The 16,182-nt window shown below is 61.4% G+C and carries 17 protein-coding genes and 1 pseudogene; 3 read left to right on the top strand and 15 right to left on the bottom strand.

What is annotated here, in order from left to right; translation table 11 throughout:
* The 14 genes and pseudogenes from hrpT to ACYASU_RS17710 all read right to left on the bottom strand — a co-directional run bounded on the left by hrpT (position 1) and on the right by ACYASU_RS17710 (position 11,800).
* On the bottom strand, positions 1–204 hold the full coding sequence (gene hrpT / locus ACYASU_RS17775; RefSeq protein ID WP_074891941.1) for an HrpT family type III secretion system protein: 204 nt from the start codon (positions 202–204) through the stop codon (positions 1–3).
* On the bottom strand, positions 201–2,306 hold the full coding sequence (gene sctC / locus ACYASU_RS17770; protein WP_463583559.1) for a type III secretion system outer membrane ring subunit SctC: 2,106 nt from the start codon (positions 2,304–2,306) through the stop codon (positions 201–203). Before sctC ends, hrpT begins: the two co-directional genes overlap by 4 nt.
* A gap of 1 nt (position 2,307) precedes the next feature.
* Positions 2,308–2,736 carry a type III secretion system chaperone family protein gene (locus tag ACYASU_RS17765; RefSeq protein ID WP_463583558.1) on the bottom strand — a complete coding sequence of 143 codons (429 nt, stop codon included), beginning with the start codon at positions 2,734–2,736 and terminating at the stop codon, positions 2,308–2,310.
* Positions 2,723–2,947 carry a type III secretion protein gene (locus ACYASU_RS17760; RefSeq protein WP_065989219.1) on the bottom strand — a complete coding sequence of 75 codons (225 nt, stop codon included), beginning with the start codon at positions 2,945–2,947 and terminating at the stop codon, positions 2,723–2,725. The genes ACYASU_RS17765 and ACYASU_RS17760 overlap by 14 nt, the downstream gene beginning before the upstream one ends.
* A 90-nt stretch (positions 2,948–3,037) precedes the next feature.
* Positions 3,038–3,619, bottom strand: coding sequence for a type III secretion system stator protein SctL (sctL, locus tag ACYASU_RS17755; RefSeq protein ID WP_463583557.1), 582 nt, complete (start codon positions 3,617–3,619; stop codon positions 3,038–3,040).
* 37 nt (positions 3,620–3,656) lie between these two features.
* A complete protein-coding gene (locus ACYASU_RS17750) occupies positions 3,657–4,199 on the bottom strand; it encodes a type III secretion protein (protein ID WP_423574709.1) in 543 nt (180 codons plus the stop codon).
* On the bottom strand, positions 4,199–5,002 hold the full coding sequence (sctJ, locus tag ACYASU_RS17745; RefSeq protein WP_463583556.1) for a type III secretion system inner membrane ring lipoprotein SctJ: 804 nt from the start codon (positions 5,000–5,002) through the stop codon (positions 4,199–4,201). The genes ACYASU_RS17750 and sctJ overlap by 1 nt, the downstream gene beginning before the upstream one ends.
* 9 nt (positions 5,003–5,011) lie before the next feature.
* A complete protein-coding gene (sctI, locus tag ACYASU_RS17740) occupies positions 5,012–5,386 on the bottom strand; it encodes a type III secretion system inner rod subunit SctI (protein WP_192134532.1) in 375 nt (124 codons plus the stop codon).
* A gap of 41 nt (positions 5,387–5,427) precedes the next feature.
* Positions 5,428–6,477, bottom strand: coding sequence for a type III secretion system effector HrpZ (locus ACYASU_RS17735; RefSeq protein ID WP_463583555.1), 1,050 nt, complete (start codon positions 6,475–6,477; stop codon positions 5,428–5,430).
* Positions 6,478–6,530: 53 nt separating this feature from the next.
* A complete protein-coding gene (locus ACYASU_RS17730; RefSeq protein ID WP_108122843.1) occupies positions 6,531–6,860 on the bottom strand; it encodes a type III secretion system major pilin HrpA in 330 nt (109 codons plus the stop codon).
* A gap of 170 nt (positions 6,861–7,030) precedes the next feature.
* Positions 7,031–7,939 (bottom strand): sigma 54-interacting transcriptional regulator, encoded by a 909-nt coding sequence (locus ACYASU_RS17725; RefSeq protein WP_463583554.1) that lies wholly within the window; start codon positions 7,937–7,939, stop codon positions 7,031–7,033.
* 215 nt (positions 7,940–8,154) lie between these two features.
* A complete protein-coding gene (locus ACYASU_RS17720) occupies positions 8,155–9,096 on the bottom strand; it encodes a sigma 54-interacting transcriptional regulator (RefSeq protein ID WP_463583553.1) in 942 nt (313 codons plus the stop codon).
* Between the two features lie 1,064 nt (positions 9,097–10,160).
* Positions 10,161–11,246 (bottom strand): annotated as a pseudogene (locus tag ACYASU_RS17715) (transglycosylase SLT domain-containing protein); the annotation flags it as partial.
* Positions 11,247–11,359: 113 nt separating this feature from the next.
* Entirely contained in the window at positions 11,360–11,800 is a 441-nt protein-coding gene (locus ACYASU_RS17710; RefSeq protein WP_065989204.1) for a LexA family protein, read from the bottom strand.
* Between the two features lie 98 nt (positions 11,801–11,898).
* On the opposite strand from ACYASU_RS17710, the gene ACYASU_RS17705 reads away from it, so the two are divergent.
* Positions 11,899–12,627, top strand: coding sequence for an SOS response-associated peptidase family protein (locus ACYASU_RS17705; protein WP_463583552.1), 729 nt, complete (start codon positions 11,899–11,901; stop codon positions 12,625–12,627).
* A gap of 45 nt (positions 12,628–12,672) precedes the next feature.
* Here ACYASU_RS17705 and ACYASU_RS17700 read toward each other — a convergent pair whose 3' ends face one another.
* Entirely contained in the window at positions 12,673–14,895 is a 2,223-nt protein-coding gene (locus ACYASU_RS17700; RefSeq protein WP_463583551.1) for a TonB-dependent siderophore receptor, read from the bottom strand.
* Between the two features lie 328 nt (positions 14,896–15,223).
* Between ACYASU_RS17700 and ACYASU_RS17695 the strand changes: the two genes are divergently transcribed.
* Positions 15,224–15,583 (top strand): DUF4190 domain-containing protein, encoded by a 360-nt coding sequence (locus ACYASU_RS17695; protein ID WP_463583550.1) that lies wholly within the window; start codon positions 15,224–15,226, stop codon positions 15,581–15,583.
* 16 nt (positions 15,584–15,599) lie between these two features.
* On the top strand, positions 15,600–16,049 hold the full coding sequence (locus ACYASU_RS17690) for a DUF805 domain-containing protein (protein ID WP_423574732.1): 450 nt from the start codon (positions 15,600–15,602) through the stop codon (positions 16,047–16,049).
* Positions 16,050–16,182 lie beyond the last annotated feature (133 nt).

The raw sequence follows: 16,182 nt of genomic DNA, 5'->3' as shown, positions 1-16,182 counted from the left end.
TCAGTCCTTCAATGGCACCACAGTAAAATCCTGCTCATGGTCACGCTCATCAATCCCCTGACGCATGTCCGGCGGCCACCAGATCACCAGCTCCCGGTCATTGGAATCCGGCCGCTTGCACGAATAACCCGAACACCCATGGGTGGCACACCCCGCCAACGTGGCAGTGACCAGAAACAGCAAAAGCAAACCGCGCAGGTTCATCGTGTAGCCCCCTTGAGCAGCGAAGGTCGGTTCTGTTTGGCCTTGCTCGACACCTGCGGCTGACGCAGGGCGATGTAGATTTCACTCTCCGCCCCCGGCTGCAGCCACGCATGGGGCCATGCGCTGACACCCATCACCCAGCGACCGCCACAGCGGCTTTCGTCGATGCGCACCGGTTTGCTGGTGGTGTTGCGCGCCACGACCACCGCGATGCCCCAGTCCTTGCGGGTAAACCACTGGGAACGCTGGCGATCCATGGTCAGACCGATGCCCGGATCACACAGGCTGTCGGCTTCGAACGGCAAGGTCTCGCCACTGTTGAAGCCCACCGGGGTCACGCCGTCGAGCAACTGGGTGAAGGCGTTCTGCACGTCGCTGCGAGTCGGTTGTTCGCCACCGTCGCGGCGTTCCTTGATGCGCTTCATCTGGTCATCGACGTCGTGGGGGTTGCCGTTCTGCACGTAACGCGCCGGGTTGATCTGATCGCCTATCAGCCTCGGCGTGAGGATGAACAGGCGCTCACGCTGGTTCAGCTCGCGACTGCGGGACTGGAACAGCAGTTTGCCGATCACTGGAATATCGCCCAGCAGCGGGATTTTGTTGACCTTGTCGGTGGTTTCCAGCCCGTGGAATCCGCCGATGACCAGCGACCCGTGCTCAGCGATCACCGCCTGGGTGCTGACGTTGCCCTTGCGCACCGCCGGCTGGTCTTCGTTGATTTGCGAGGTGTCGATCTGGCCGTCTTCGATGTCGACGATCAATTGCACCTGGGATTTGCCGTTCTGGTCCAGGGAGCGCGGAATCACCTGCAAGCTGGTGCCCGCCGTAATGGGCACAATGTCCGCGACGCGCTCGGAAGTGGCGGTGAGGTATTCGGTGCGGCTGAAGTCGATCACCGCCGGCTGGTTTTCAAGGGTCAGAATCGACGGATTGCCGATCACCGACGCCGCGCCGTTGCCTTCGAGGGCATGCAGGTCCGCCGAGAACTTGCCGGCATCCTGAATGAACAGCGTGGTGCTGGTGCCCTGCTCGAACAGATTGGCGCCACCGCTCACGCTGCCGCCTTTGAAGTTCCAGCGGCTGGACAGCTGCGCCAGCTCGTTGCGGTCGATGTCGAGAATCACCGCGTCGATCTCGATCAGGTTGCGCGGCGTATCCAGTTCCTTGACCAGCTTCTCGTACATCGCCCGGCGCTTGGGCAGGTCGTAGATCAGCACCGAGTTGTTGCGCACGTCGGCGCTGACGCGGATTTTCGAGCGGCCCGCCGCTTCGCTGGACGACCCGCCGCGTTTGCCCTTGGAGCCCAGCACCCGATCCAGCCCCTGTTCGATGGCCCCGGTGTCAAAGCCCTGGCTTTGCATGCCGCCGTAGTTCAGGCCTGAGGACGTGGCGCCGCCGCCTGCAGATCCCCCCGCGCCGCCCTGCCCTTGCAGCAGGTTGACGCCGTTGATGGACTCGCCACGGGAGCGACTTTCCAGCAGCTCCTGGAGAATGCTGGCGACGCCGGCGACGGTGAGCTGTTGATCGCGATAGCGAATGGTGCGGTCGGCGGCGTTGGCGTACTTCAGCGGGAGGACCACGATGTCCTGCTTCTCGGCTTTTTCCGGCGCCTCGACCTTCTTGCTGTAACTGCGCACAAAGTCGACGTACTTGGCCGGGCCGCGCACCAGCACCACGCCTTCGTCGGGCAATGCGCCCCAGCCGAAGCGCTTGTCCAGCAGGCCGACATCGGACAGCGCCTGCTGCAGGTCATCAACCGCTTCCGGCGACACTTCGATACGCGCCGAGGTCTGCTCGCTGGTCGGGCTGATGTACAGGGTTTCGTTGTAGACGAACCACTGGAAATGATGCTCCTGACCCAGCCGGTCGAGGAATTCCTGGGGGTTCTGCGCACGAATGCGCCCGTCCAGCGTGCCCTGGATCGCCGGCATGTCCAGGCCGATGCCGAACTCCTTGGCGAAGTCTGCCAGCGCAGTCGCCAGTTCGGTCTGCCGCGCGTCGTAGGCGTAGGCGGTGTGTTTCCAGGCGTCAGGCACCGCGGCCAGCGCCGGCGCACCAATGCCGATCATCAGCAAAGGCAACCACATTAAGGCCTTGCGCATTTCACACTCCCGGTTGCCAGGTTCTGAGGGTCGAGCGTGACGACGAGGCGGTCGCGCTGCGAATCGAGGTTTGCATGAGGCTGAGCATCGCGGCGCGCTGATTGGCCAGGCGCTCCAGACGTTCAAGCAGGTGCGTGGGACTACAGGGGTCGGCAATCCAGCTGACCAACACCACGCAGCGGGTGTCGGGGTCGATGGCCAGCCCGCCCTCACAGGCACAGGCCACGCCGGCACCGCCTTGGGCGAGTACCGCGTCGAGGCGTTGCGGGTCGCTGCCGTCGTAGGGATCGAGCACATCGAGGCTCAGGCGAATGCCGTTGCCCGACACCGCCAGCCGCGCGTTGGCGTCATCGATCCAGCAGTCCAGCGGCGCGAGCGGACGGCGCTCGCACCACTGGGCGAGGATCGCGCTGAATTCACTGAATTCCATCGATGATCGCTTTGGTGATGCCGTGTTTGGCGCGCAGCCCTTCGTTGAGAATCATGTTGGCGACGTTGGTCTGCTGCGAGGCATCGCTGAACGCCTGGAAATCTTCCATGGTGCCGCTTTCCGAGGCGGTTTCGGCGGCGTCCTGCATGTCGTCCTGGGCGCGGGAATAGGAGTGATCGAGGTGGTTTTGCAGGGATTTGAAACTGATCATGCCGTTGGCTCCAACTGAGGGATTCAACCCCTGAGTGGAACCTGCGGCCGCTCCGGTTCCATGAACCGTCACAACCGGGTCAAGAAAAACTCATGAATGCGCCGTCGGCCCCGCGAGCCCACGGCGCAGGCTGTCCCAGTCGATGTCGAACGCACCATTGGCGTCGCTCAGGCGCAAGGTCTGCGGCGCCAGCGTCGGGTCACCTTTTAGCTGCCAGTGATCGGCAAAGCGACTGGCCGACAGCCACTCACCGAGGCTGTCGAGCATGTCGGGATGGGCGCTGAGCACGGCCCTGGTTTCGACGGTCTGGCCGGCGGCAAGATTCCTCATCAGCGCGCGACTGCGTTCAGCGAGTGTCGTCTGGTCGAGCAACTCGGCGAGGGCCTCATTGAGCAAGGCTTCAACAGCCTCCATGGATTCCTGCGCCAGCGCCGATCGCTGCTGCTCCAGCTGCTGCAGAAAACCGTTGGCGCTGTCCCAGAATTGCGCCAGTGCCTGATCCTTTTCCTGCTGCGCCTGGGCGTGTGCATCGGCAAGAATCTGCTCGGCTTCAGCGCGGGCGTTGTCCAGCACTTCAGCGGCGAGCACGGTACCGGCCAGGTCTTCGCGACGCAGAATGTCGGTGACCAGCACGGCAGAGGAAGACAACACAAGACGACGCTTGGCGAGCATGTTCAGCTCCTGAAGGACAATGAGGTAACCGCACTCATCAAGGCGTCGTCACCCGCCATAACACCGAGTGCCACAGGGTGTGCAGCTTGTTCTCGGGCAGCTCGGCGCAGGGCGGCGGCAGTGCATCCGGCGCCCAGGACAGGCGCAGCCGCGACCAGCAAGGCTCACCCGCCCACGCCGCCAGCAACACCCGCGCATCCGTCACCGAGGCGTCCAGCCATAAACCGGGCCGCAACGCTTTGGCCACCGCGCGGCACCAGGGCTCATGCACCTGCCCGGCGTCATCGGCGCCAGCGCGGTCGGTCTGGCCGAAACAGATCCGGCCCGCCAAGGACAGCGCCCGGTGCTGCTGCGCTTCATCCAGTCGCAGCCACTGCATCAGCGAATCAACAGGCGGCGGCGGTTGGCTCGGGACCACGCCAACGCTGTGCAGAAACACGTCGTGGCGAGTGCCGAGCAGTTCCGTACAGTCCTCGCGGGTGATGCCGCAATGGTCGGCGAACACGTCGATCCAGTCGGCGTGGGCCCATTCCCAGGGCGCGCACCACCAGCGAATCCAGTGCTCCTCGACGCTGAGCATTACGCCCGCACCGGCATGCTCGTCCGGGCACTGCGTCGCAGGCCGATGCGTTGCAACAGCGCATTGCGCCAGTCGCCGCGCAGGATCAACACGATCAAGGCAAGCAGCAGCAGCGCGGCAAACGGCGCGAGCCACAGCATGCGATTCCAGAAGTCGAGGTTGGCGCTGTCGATCAGAAAGGGCCCGAAGTTCACCAGCCGTTCGGTGTCCTGAAATTCCGCCGCCGGGACGAACACGATGGCGAATTTCTTCGAATCCAGCGGCTCGCCGGACATGCCGGGGATGCTGCTGGCGACCATTTGCTGAATACGCCCGCGCACGCTGTCGGGGTCGAGGGCCGAGGTGTGTTTGATGAACACTGCCGCCGACGCAGGCTGCACCGGCTCGCCCGGCGCGATGCGTTCAGGCAGCACGACATGGACGCGGGCGACGATGACGCCGTCAATCTGCGACAGCGTCGCTTCCAGCTCCTGGGACAAGGCGTAGATGTACCGCGCGCGCTCTTCCAGCGGCGTGGAAATCACCCCTTCCTTCTTGAAGATTTCGCCCAGGCTGGTGCGCGAACGACGCGGCAGGCCGGCAGCATCGAGGATCCGCACCGCGCGATTGATCTCGGCCGTCGGCACGCTGATGACCACGCCGGTCTTCTCGCTGCGCTTGCGCGCGTCGATGTGCTGGTCGGCGAGGCTGGCGATCACGTCGTTGGAATCCTGCTCGGACAGCCCGGTGAACAGGTCCGTGTCGTCGCTGCACCCGCTGAGCAGCAGCATCAGGCAGATCAGTCCCGCAGTCAGGTAGTTCACGGTATGCCTCTACTGCAGGTTGGTCAGTTTATCGAGGGCCTGGGCGCTCTTGCTGACGACTTTGGTGGTCAGCGCCATCTGCAGCGAGTACTGCGACAGCGACCGGCTCATCTGGGAAATTTCCAGCGGGTCGTCAGTGGTGGACGCCCGTTTCATCTTGCGCGCGGCTTGCTGCGACAGCTTGTCGGTGGCGCCAAGACGGTCCGACAGCGCGCTGGCGATCTGCTCGGACAGATGACTCTGCTGCATCGACAGCTCGGGGCGCATGGCGGCGTTGAACAGATCGACGTCCGCCTGCGAAGGCCCGCTGACCAGTCCCTGATCCAGGCGTGGCTCAAGATCGGTGGACGGCGATTTGAGTTGGTTGACATTGGAAAGGGTCACGGGCGTTCTCCGGCAGACGGTGTCGATGCGTACGGTTGGCTTCAGGAAAGGCTGTTGCTGTTGCTGTTGTTGCCGCCGCCCACCAGGGCCGAGACAAGGGCAGTGGCGGCCTGGGCCAGCATGTTTTGCTGATCCTGCTGGGCGAACGGATTGGTTTGCCCGCCTGCGCCGTTGACGCCGGCACCGTTCTGTTCGGCTTCGAGGCCTTTCTTGATCAGGCCGCTGAGCAGTTGCCCCAGGTCCTGGGTCACGCTATTGGTGGCACCGCCGGACTGAGACGCATCGTTCATCGGCGTACCGAGGCCGCCGCCGACGCTGGCGTTGACGCCCTTCTGCAGCAGGTCACCCAGCAGTTGGCCGAGGTCTTGATTGACGCTGTTCGGGGTCTGCGCAGCGCCGCCCGATGGATCGGTGGGCGAAACGCTGCCGAGTGGCGACCCGCCGCCGGCATCACTAAGGCCGTTCTGTTCCTGACCGAGCTGGCTGCCCAGCGAGTCCAGTGCAGAACGAAAGGCAGCCGTTTCTTTGCCGTCGAGGAAGTTATCGCCCTCAGCCGTGAGTTCGTTCTTCCAGGAGCCCGAATCCGGCGCCGGAAACTTCTGCGGATCCTGGGCGGTGCGCTGGTCCATGAATTCGGCGATTTTTTCCAGCAGCGGCATGTCGCCCTTGGAGAAGGTCGTGCCTTGATCCGTTTTGGTCAGCAGGTCATCTAGCGAGGCCTTGGCCAGACCGTTGAGGGTCTGCGACATCAGGTCCGGCGCGCCGGCACCTGCCTGGCCTGCATCGGCGGCAGCACCAAAGTTTTCCCCCAGCTTGTCCTTGATCAGGTCGCCCAGAGCAGCCTTGATCATGTCCGGATTGCCGCCGATCAGCGACGCCAACGGATTGTTCTTCTCCATTTGCTTGCCGACCATCTGGCCCAGCGGCGATTCCTTGTCCAGGTGCCCGCCTTTGGTCAGCGCCTGAGCGAGCTGATCGATCACGTCCTTGAGCGACTGCGGGGTCTTGTCGCCGCCCAGCGTCGGCTGGGACACCACGGTGCCGATGTGCAGGTTTTGCAGCGGATTGGTATTGGCATTGAGACTTAGCATGAAACCTCCATCCTCAGGTGGATGCCCCCTTTTTCAGGGGGCGCTCGGACCGATCAGTAGCTGATGCCTTTGGCGTTCTGCGCCTCGGCACTGATCGCCTTGTTGGCGCTGTCTTCCTTGCCGGAACGGATAGCGCTGAGGACGTCGTTGGTCTGCTTGCGGATGTCGGCTTCGGTCTGCATGGCAATCAGGCGCGCCTGGCTGGCATCGGCCTTTTCGGTGGCGGCGTTTTGTGCGGCTTCGGCCTTGGAAGGAGCGGCAGATTCGGTGATCTGGTTTTCCTGCTTGACGTTGGTCACAGCGCTGGCTGCCTGCTGAGTCATTTGCCCGCCCGCGTTGATCGCGCTGTTGGCGAGGCCACCGACCATTGAGATTGGATTCATGTCGAACACTCCTGAGTCATCACCAGCGAAAGTGCTTGGTGCCAATGGGTGGCACCGACCTCGGGATCGGTTCCGCATGGGGCTCAATAAAATTCGGGATGTTCACGGAAGCTGCGGATATGGACGTGTGGACGAGCAGGTGTCGCCAGAAGCAGCGAGGTGACCGGAGGTCAGACGTCCAGTTCTTTCATGCGGTGGTAGAGCGTGCGACGGGGGATGTCGAGCTCCTGACTCACCGCTTCGACGCTGTTGTTGTGTCGCTTGAGCGACGCCTGAATCAGTGCTTTTTCGATCACCCGCAACTGCGATTTGAGGCCCGATGACTCGCCCTCCTCGCCGGACTCGCCGCCCAGCAGCGGAAAGCCCATGACGTGACGCTTGGCCGCTGATTTCAGTTCGCGGATGTTGCCCGGCCAGTCATGGTTGAGCAGGACGTGACGCAGCACGCCGGTGGTCTCGGGCACCGGAATACCCGACTCCTGCGCCGCCGCCTCAGCGAAGCGGGTGAACAGCGGAAGGATACGGGCGCGCTGCTCGCGCAGGGGCGCCAGCGTGACGGTCAGGACGTTCAGGCGGAAATACAGATCCCGGCGAAAACGACCCTGCTCGACCATTTCGTCGAGGGAGCGCTGAGCCGAGGCAATGACGCAGACGTCCAGAGCAATGGGTGTCGTCGAGCCGAGCCGTTCGACCGAGCGCGTTTCCAGCACCCGCAGGAGTTTGGCTTGCAGGCTCAGGGGCATGCTGTCGATCTCGTCCAGGTACAAGGTGCCGCCCTGGGCCGCTTCGATGTAGCCGACCCGCGCCTTGTCCGCGCCGGTGTAGGCGCCACTGACCACGCCGAACAATTCGCTCTCGGCCAGGGATTCCGGAATGGCGGCGCAGTTCATCGCGACCAGCCGGCCCTTGCGTCCGGACAGCGTGTGGATCCGGCTGGCGACGGTGTCCTTGCCGGTGCCGGTTTCCCCTGACAGCAGCAGGTCGATCCCCAACTGACCGAGACTTCGGGCCACCACGCGCAGGTTCGGCACCTGATGGTCGTCCTCCAGTTGCTCATCGAATAACTCGTACACACTCATCCACGACCTCTGGTATTTCAGGGTTACGCGACATTGGCTGCGCGAGATTTGCTGCGAGGCGTCCATTACGAAACAGCGCGCCTGGTGCGGCAGGTATGTGTGGGACTCTGGGCAGGACTCGCTTTCGTGGGACCTGCGTTAGCCGGGAAGGCGTCAGGCGCTACACCACACGATTGATACGGAACACACTGACCTCTTCCCGGCTGAAACCGGTCCTACGAAATCGCCGCTTCTTCCGCATCGTTCATGCCCAGCTCTTTCATCCGGTGATACAACGTGCGCCGGGGAATTTCGAGCTCCTGCACCACGGCTTCCAGGCTGTGCTTGTGGCGCTTGAGCGCGTCTTCGATGAGCATTCTTTCGATGACACGCAGCTGGGTCTTCAGGCCGGTTTCCAGATCGCGATCCGGAGGCGCATCGCCGCCCAGCAGCGGGAAGCCCAGCACGCTACGCTTGGCGGCAGACTTCAGTTCGCGAATGTTGCCAGGCCATGAATGGCTGAGCAGCAGTTGTACCAGGCGGTTGTCCAGCTCGGGGACCGGGCAGCCGAAATCGGCGGCGACTTCCTGGGTGAACTGGTCGAACAACGGCAGGATCTGTTCGCGACGCTTGCGCAAGGCTGGCATTTGAATGGTCAGCACATTGAGCCGAAAAAACAGGTCGCGACGAAAAAGCCCTTGTTCCACGAGTTCATCCAGAGGGCGCTGCGCCGAAGCGATGACCCGAAGGTCCACCGGAATGAAGTCGGTCGAACCCAATCGCTCGATGCCCCGGGTTTCCAGAATCCGCAGCAGCTTGGCCTGCAGGCTCAGCGGCATGCTGTCGATCTCGTCCAGGTACAGCGTGCCGCCGCAGGCCGCTTCGATGTACCCCTCCCGGGACCGGCTGACACCGGTATAGGCGCCATTCACAACACCGAACAACTGACTTTCCGCCAGGGATTCCGGAATGGCGGCGCAGTTCATACCGATGAAAGAACCTGTCCGACCGGACAAGTCATGAATACGTTTGGCCAGCGTGTCCTTGCCTGTTCCAGTCTCCCCGCAGAGCAGCAAATCCATACTCAGGTTGGCGGTATTCAATGCTATCTGCTGGATATCCAGCGCCACATTTTCAGGCTGACACGAACAGTCGCTTACATCGATTTCTTCTTTCATCGATACCTCTCGTAGTGGGAGCAAGCGATTTATTAATACCACGCATTTCAAAGGCAGCAATAATTAAATTTAGTTCCCCAGCGTCGTGAGACATACTTCACACCGCCAGCGTGATAGCACTTTGACTTTATTGACGGAGTTAACTAATTATCTGCAAAACATTCAAACGGCTATTTAAAATCTTCCGGTGCCCTCGACTGGACAATGAGTCATTGGGCGCGTCCAAGGGCCCGGCCGGCCTGGCGCCTGCATCACAATAGCTTAACAATCATCGGGTTATGCTCTGCCATGGTGCATTTCATCCCGCCCTGCACGATCGATCCTCCCTCTGCGTAACCGTTAACCATCGAACGCTCTTATTAATGCCGCGTACGACTCGCTAACATTCATCAAGCCTGCCTCACCGACGACTATTAACTACCCGCCCGTGCCTGACGTTAATCAGAACTAAGTGCTTCATTGCACTTATGAACTGTTGGCCCCGAGAACTTATATAACCCTCTGCGAACTTTATAAGTTATTTAACAACTTGCGTATTGCTTGCTAGTTCTCAGGACCATTAGTTTAACTACGTTCGGAAATCCGACTGCTCCAACTCGGTTTTCCGAACACGCTTTACTGTACTCTCGCGTATAGGTCCAAACCCCTTGAATTTAGAGGGTCGGGCATGGCGGTCATTTTATTTTCGACTATTAAATGCAAAGCAAAGGTTTGCGCATCAGTGCTGATTCGATAATGGGATCCAACTATTCATTGCCGTTGAGTACGACTTGTCTGGCACCGCTCACCGGACCTGAGCACTCATCAACCTATGGCAGTGGATGTTTCTAATTGTGTCTTCGGAGGCGACTGGCCATGATGTATCGGCGTTTTTACAACGCGTCTGAAAAGTTCGGTGAAATTTTTGTTAATTGGTTCTATGAATAAGTCTGACCCGGCTCATCCGGGGCGATCGGGATGTGAAAAGCACACGGCCGGATTGTGTCCGTGCCGACACACGACGAGCCCATTGCTGCCAAAAGTGGGCCCGAAGCGGACAAATTGGTGACTGGAGTGTCGCTTCAGGGACGCACAATCCCCGCTGACGCCGTGGCAGTGGTCACCGCCAGTGCCTCGTTACCGGGCATGACGTCGTCGGTCATTTTGCCGAGGGTGGCAGAAAGCTGCTCCAACTGGTCGCGAGGCACGAGCACGCGGGAGGGCCCGTCGGCGGTTTTTTTGCGAAGAAACGCCGGATTGAGGTTCAACAACACCGAGCGATCAATGCCGGCACTGGCGGCGAGGCGCTCCAGATCCACCGGCCGCGCCAGCTCCAGCACCGTGAAATACGGCGCGTTGGCCACCGGGCTGAGCTTCACGCCATAGGTCTCGGGTTCGCGCACTAGCATCGACAACGCCAGCAGTCGCGGCACGTAATCCTGGGTTTCCTTTGGCAGGCTCAGGTGCCAGTAATCGGTAGGCAGGCCTCGGCGCTGATTCGCGTCGATGGCCCGGCTCACCGTGCCCTCCCCTGCGTTATAGGCCGCCATCGCCAACAGCCAGTCGCCGCCGAACTGGGTGTGCAGGCGCGTCAGGTAATCCATCGCCGCTTTGCTGGACGCCACGACGTCACGCCGTCCGTCATACCAGGCGGTCTGGCGCAGGTTGAAATCGCGCCCGGTGGCCGCCATGAACTGCCACAGGCCGGCCGCGTCACGGATCGAATTGGCTTTGGGGTTGTAGGCACTCTCGATGATCGGCAACAAAGCCAGCTCGGCCGGCATCGCCCGCTGGTCGAGGGTTTCGACGATGAAATGCAAATACGGGCTGGCCCGCTGACTGGCATTGCGGATGAAGCCTGCGTTGCCCAGCAGCCAGTCGCGCTGCCGCACGATGCGTTCGTTGACGCCGTTGTCGTCGGCCAGGCGGAAATCCTGTCCCATCCGTTGCCAGATATCACTGCCGTCGTAGGGTTGCGTCGACCGCGAATAAGCCACCGGCTCTTCGCTGCGATGGAGCCCTGCCACCAGGCGCGGCGTGCGTTCGGTGCTCGCCTCGGGCGGGCCGTAAGACTGGCAACCGGCACACAACATCGCAACAGTCAGTGAAGCGAGGCGCATCGGTCGAACGACACGCAAAGCGCCCGAATACAGGCGGAAGGCAGGCGGCATTGGAGGTCATCCTGAGAGGTTTATGCTGTGTGGCACGGGCGCTTGAATGGTTCCAATACGCCCGTGCTGTCACCCCCCCTCCTCCGCGCCTCCTTATATAGAAAGCCTCTGAATCACGAATGCATCACCTTGTCGTGATCGCGAACGCTGTATTTCACCACGCCCCAGATCAGCAACTCGTCGCCTTCCATGACATAGCGCGGCGGGTATTTGGTGTTTTCGGATTTGAGGATGACTTCATTGCCACGCATGTGCAGGCGCTTGCAGACTGGCTCGGTATTCAGCGCGGCGATGACGATGTCGCCATGCTCGGCGTACAGGCTGCGGTCGACGATCACCAGATCGCCGCAATAGATGCCCGCGCCCTGCATGCTGTCGCCCTCTATTTTCACGAGATAGACATGGGGCGCGCGGATGTCGAACAGCTCGTCCAGCGAGATGTGCCGCTCGATGTGATCGGCCGCCGGCGAAGGAAAACCTGCGGGCACTTGAAAGGCATAAAGGGGAAACCGCTCGCCCGCCGCCGATAACCGGCCAAGGATGGTGACACTCATGGGACTGACCTTGTGTTTGTTAACTGTACGTATATACAGTTAACGTTCTCAGCCGCGTGCGGTCAATCTGATAAGCAGGAAAATTCGACGGGTGACACATGTGCGGACGCTACTCGATCTACGAGCCAATGGACCATTACCTCAAGACGCTTGCGCCAGAGCAGTTGGTGATCAACGGCTACGATCTCTGGCCCATCGCGCGCTACAACGTGGCGCCGACCACCCGCGTCGAGATCATCCGCCCGGTGTCCGACGGCCTGAGCGTCGACAAGGTGCGCTGGGGCTGGTCGCCCTACTGGGCGAAAGGCAAACGGCCCGACCCGATCAATGCGCGGGTCGAAACGGTGATGAGCGGGAAGTTTTTCAAGGATCTGTGGCCGAACGGTCGTGCCCTGGCCCCGGCGAACGGCTGGTTTGAATGGGTCAAAGACCCCAACGATGCGAAGCGCAAGCAGCCGTACTTCATCCATCTGAAAGACCAGGGACCGATGTACTTCGCGGCATTGGGCCAAGTCAGGCCCGGCCTTGAGCCAGACGAACGCGACGGCTTCGTCATCATCACCGCCGCCAGCGATGCCGGCATGCTCGACATCCACGACCGCCGCCCGCTGGTGCTGACGCCCGAGCTCGCCCGGGAATGGGTCGACCCGCAGACGCCGGCATCACGCCTTGAGCAAATCGCGCAGGAAGGCTGCCGGCCGGTCAGCGATTTCCACTGGCATGCCGTGGGCAAGGAGGTCGGTAACGTGCGCAACGAAGGCGCGAAGCTGATCGAGCCCTTGGCCGGGCTCGATTTGCTCACGGAGGATCAGGACAAGGACGTCTGATTGCAGTGCGTTGCGATCAAACGATGTGCCGGGTGCGGCGAGTGATCAGAGCGTCCACTTCACCGAGAACATCAGGTTGCGCGGATCGCCGTAGACGCCGGTGCCCGAGTTTGTCGGGATGCCCTGCCAGTAGCGGGTATCGAACAGGTTATTGACGTTGACCCGGCCGTCCCAGTGCTCGTTCAGCTTGTAACCGGCCATCAGGCCGACGATGCCGTAAGCGTCCTGATCCGCCTGACCGTCGCCGACGCGATTGAAGGTCTTGCTCTGGGCCAGCACGTCCGCGCCCACTCGCCATTTGTGCAGCTCGCCCGGCAAGGTGTAGCTGGTCGCGGCTTTGAACAGGTGCTTCGGCTGCTCGGGGGCGAACAATTTTCCTTCGTTGCTTTTGGTACCGTCTTCGACAAACTGGCTCAGCACGTAGGTGTAGGACGCCGAGAACTGCCAGTCCGGCGTCAGCGCGCCGCTCAGCTCGGTGTCGATCCCGCGGCTGCGCACCTTGCCCGCTGCGCCGTAGCAGCTGGAAGCCGGGAAGCTTGGGCAATTGGTGGAATTCTGGTCCTGCAGCAGATAGGCACGGTTTTCCTGCTCCATTTCAAACAGCGCCACCGACGCATTCAGCGCGCCATCAAAGTACTCGCCTTTCAGGCCGATCTCGTAGTTCTTGCCGGTCATGGGCTTTAACACTGAGCGCGAGGAATCCATTTCGGTCTGCGGCTTGAAGATTTCGGTGTAGCTGGCGTAGGCCGAGTACGTGTCGTTCAGGTCATAAATGACGCCAGCATACGGCGTGACTTCGCGCACCACCTTGTAATCGCCACTGCCGACGCGGTTGTCGAAGTCATACCAACTGACGCGGCTGCCAAGGATGACGTGCAGCGGGTCGATGGGGTTCAGGCGCGCCACGGCGTACACGCCTTCTTCGGTGGCGGCGTTGCGGGTTTCGTACAGGCTGGTGTCGACGTCAGGTTTGATCAATGAGTGGGTCGGGTTATAGAGGTCGATCGGCGTGCCGTCGGTCCAGCCGCCCCACTGGTGAAACTTCTCTTGCCGATGACTCACGCCCACGACCAGTTCATGCTCGCGACCGAACATCTGAAACGGCCCGCTGAGGGACGCGTCCAGGTTGGTCTGATCGTCGTCGTCGCGGTACTTGCCGTGGTACTGCTGAAAGCCCAGACCGTCGTAGTTGCCGACGTAGCTGGAGAACGTGTCCGCCTCGGCCCAGATCTTCTGCCCCGCCAGCTTGGCCGACCAGCCGTTGTCGAAGCGGTGCGTGACGTCGGTGAAGAACATGATGTTGTCTTTGTTCCAGTACGACCAGTCGTTGCTGAGGAACGTCGAGCGCTTGAGGTGCAAGTCTTCGCCGTTCGGACCGCTGGGCAGACCGCCCCAGTCCGAGGTGTTGTCATCACGCTGTTTGGACGCGCCGACGGTCCAGGTCGTCGAATCATTCAGGTCGGCTTCGAGGATGCCGTAAAAGGTCTGGCGCTGATTCTTGCGGATGTCGGAGAAGCTTTTGTCGTCCTCATATGCCGCCACGACACGGCCGCGAACAGTGCCGGAATCGTTGAGCTTGTTCGACGCATCGACTTCGGTGCGATACCGGTCCCAACTGCCGGCGCTGGTGGTCACGCTCACCTGCGGCACGGCGGTCGGGCGCTTGCGCACCAGGTTCAACGTCGCTGCCGGGCTGCCCGCGCCGGTCATCAGCCCCGTTGCCCCGCGGACCACTTCGACGCGGTCATACATGGCCAGGTCCGCGCCGGAAATCACATCCTGGGTGTAGGCGCTGATGCTGCTCGGCAGCCCGTCGTACATGATGTTATCGATCTTGAAACCGCGCGCCAGAAACTCCTGACGGTCCGACGCCGTTCGGTGCAACGTCACGCCGGGCGCGTATTTCACCACGTCGTTCAGGTCGTTCATGCCCTGATCGTCCATGCGCTGGCGGGTGATCACACTCACCGACTGCGGCGTCTCGCGAATGGACAGCGGCAGCTTGGTTGCCGTGTTCATGGAACCCGTTGTGTATGAGCCCGAATTCTCCGTGGTCGCTTGCCCCGCGATGCCGTAATCGGCGTTGATGCTCAGGCCTTCCAAAGCCACTGCACCCGGCGCCGAGTTGCCGCTGGCACTGCCCGGTTGAGCGGGCGACGTGACCGATGGCTGATCGGCTACATCCTGCTGCGCCGGCGCTGCGAGGGAATGGCTGGAGAAACCAAGGGCGACGAGTGCCGACAAGGCTGGCAGGGCGGGACGTAGCATCGGGTGATTCCTGGAGAGGACGAAGGCGTGCTGATCTGCGGCACGGCACCCTGACGAGCGACGCTCCGCATGGCGAAAAGCATGAGGGCGCCGATCGTAACAACTTTTTTATAAATTGGTAATGCAAAGCGTTATCAGCTGTTAAGGTTTCTGATTCGTCTTGCCAGGCATGGCAGTGTAAGAGGATGAACAGGCAGCCAAATGCTCTGCAATGACGGTCGTGCCGGGTTTGATACAGGCCGGGAGGGATGCCTACAAACTCTTTTCTAAAGATTTCAGCCGTGCTGCCGACACGCACCTACTAGCCTTTCTACTATAGGGAAATGAGATGGCGATGGTATTTTGTCGTGGCTGTGCAAAGGAGCTGCATGAAACGGCAGTCACTTGCCCACAATGTGGCGCGAGTCAAATCACCTCAGCAACGCTCCCACTCCCCCCTGCAAACGCTGGCTCCCCCTGGATGGCAATCCTTTCGCTCGTGCTCAGTATCGTGTGCACGCTTGCACTCTTTGACGACAGTGAATGGGACACAGAGACGATTCAGGGCCTGGGCCTGTTCTCTGTCATCGCCCTGATTCTGGGGATCATCACTATCAACACCAAAAGACCGGGCTATGGCATGGCCATCGCCGGGACTGTGTTATCCGGTGTCTCGCTGCTTATTTTCGTTGGACTGTGTGTTAATTAATCAAAGGAAGATTCAAATGGCATTTTGTCGTGGTTGTGCAAAGGAAATCAGTGATGGTGCTGTCACGTGCCCGCAGTGCGGCGCGCCGCAGCTGGCGTACGCAGGCGGCGGCAATAGCGCTGCCGTTGTCGCCCAGCCAGGTTTTTTTCACTGGTATGTGGACGTTCTGAAGAAATACGCGGTGTTCAGCGGGAGGGCGCGGCGCAAGGAGTACTGGATGTTTTTCCTGATCAACGTCCTGATCTCTATCGCGATTGCCGTTGTCGACGCCATCATCGGCACCAACTCCATGCTTTCGAATATTTACAGCCTTGCGTTATTGATACCCGGCCTCGCCGTTGGCGTTCGCCGACTGCACGACACTGATCGCAGCGGCTGGTGGCTCATTGTGCCTTTCGCCAACATCGTGTTCCTGGCTACAGAAGGTCAGAAAGGCGATAACCGCTTTGGGCCGGCTCCCCTGTAAGCTGATCGGAAGTGGGGGGGGGGGGGGGGGGGCGGGGCGGGCGGGGGGGGTGGGGGGGGGGGGTCCGGGGCCCCGGCCAGCCCCCCCCGGCGGAGCGCCACGCACCCGAACGCGAGGCGAGAGGCGGGGGGGC

The organism is Pseudomonas sp. HP_12 (assembly GCF_055283955.1).
The sequence above is the reverse complement of the archived record's forward strand: the minus strand, read 5'-3'. Positions and strand labels throughout refer to the sequence as shown.

What these genes read in the sequence shown, in the direction of transcription:
- ACYASU_RS17725 (WP_463583554.1), bottom strand. Translation starts at nt 7,939, where the DNA reads ATGAGTGTGTACGAGTTATTCGATGAGCAACTGGAGGACGACCATCAG.
- ACYASU_RS17735 (WP_463583555.1), bottom strand. Translation starts at nt 6,477, where the DNA reads ATGCTAAGTCTCAATGCCAATACCAATCCGCTGCAAAACCTGCACATC.
- sctL (WP_463583557.1), bottom strand. Translation starts at nt 3,619, where the DNA reads ATGCTCGCCAAGCGTCGTCTTGTGTTGTCTTCCTCTGCCGTGCTGGTC.
- ACYASU_RS17765 (WP_463583558.1), bottom strand. Translation starts at nt 2,736, where the DNA reads ATGGAATTCAGTGAATTCAGCGCGATCCTCGCCCAGTGGTGCGAGCGC.
- ACYASU_RS17750 (WP_423574709.1), bottom strand. Translation starts at nt 4,199, where the DNA reads ATGCTCAGCGTCGAGGAGCACTGGATTCGCTGGTGGTGCGCGCCCTGG.
- ACYASU_RS17700 (WP_463583551.1), bottom strand. Translation starts at nt 14,895, where the DNA reads ATGCTACGTCCCGCCCTGCCAGCCTTGTCGGCACTCGTCGCCCTTGGT.
- ACYASU_RS17695 (WP_463583550.1), top strand. Translation starts at nt 15,224, where the DNA reads ATGGCGATGGTATTTTGTCGTGGCTGTGCAAAGGAGCTGCATGAAACG.
- hrpT (WP_074891941.1), bottom strand. Translation starts at nt 204, where the DNA reads ATGAACCTGCGCGGTTTGCTTTTGCTGTTTCTGGTCACTGCCACGTTG.
- sctC (WP_463583559.1), bottom strand. Translation starts at nt 2,306, where the DNA reads ATGCGCAAGGCCTTAATGTGGTTGCCTTTGCTGATGATCGGCATTGGT.
- ACYASU_RS17710 (WP_065989204.1), bottom strand. Translation starts at nt 11,800, where the DNA reads ATGAGTGTCACCATCCTTGGCCGGTTATCGGCGGCGGGCGAGCGGTTT.
- ACYASU_RS17690 (WP_423574732.1), top strand. Translation starts at nt 15,600, where the DNA reads ATGGCATTTTGTCGTGGTTGTGCAAAGGAAATCAGTGATGGTGCTGTC.
- ACYASU_RS17760 (WP_065989219.1), bottom strand. Translation starts at nt 2,947, where the DNA reads ATGATCAGTTTCAAATCCCTGCAAAACCACCTCGATCACTCCTATTCC.
- ACYASU_RS17720 (WP_463583553.1), bottom strand. Translation starts at nt 9,096, where the DNA reads ATGAAAGAAGAAATCGATGTAAGCGACTGTTCGTGTCAGCCTGAAAAT.
- ACYASU_RS17730 (WP_108122843.1), bottom strand. Translation starts at nt 6,860, where the DNA reads ATGAATCCAATCTCAATGGTCGGTGGCCTCGCCAACAGCGCGATCAAC.
- ACYASU_RS17705 (WP_463583552.1), top strand. Translation starts at nt 11,899, where the DNA reads ATGTGCGGACGCTACTCGATCTACGAGCCAATGGACCATTACCTCAAG.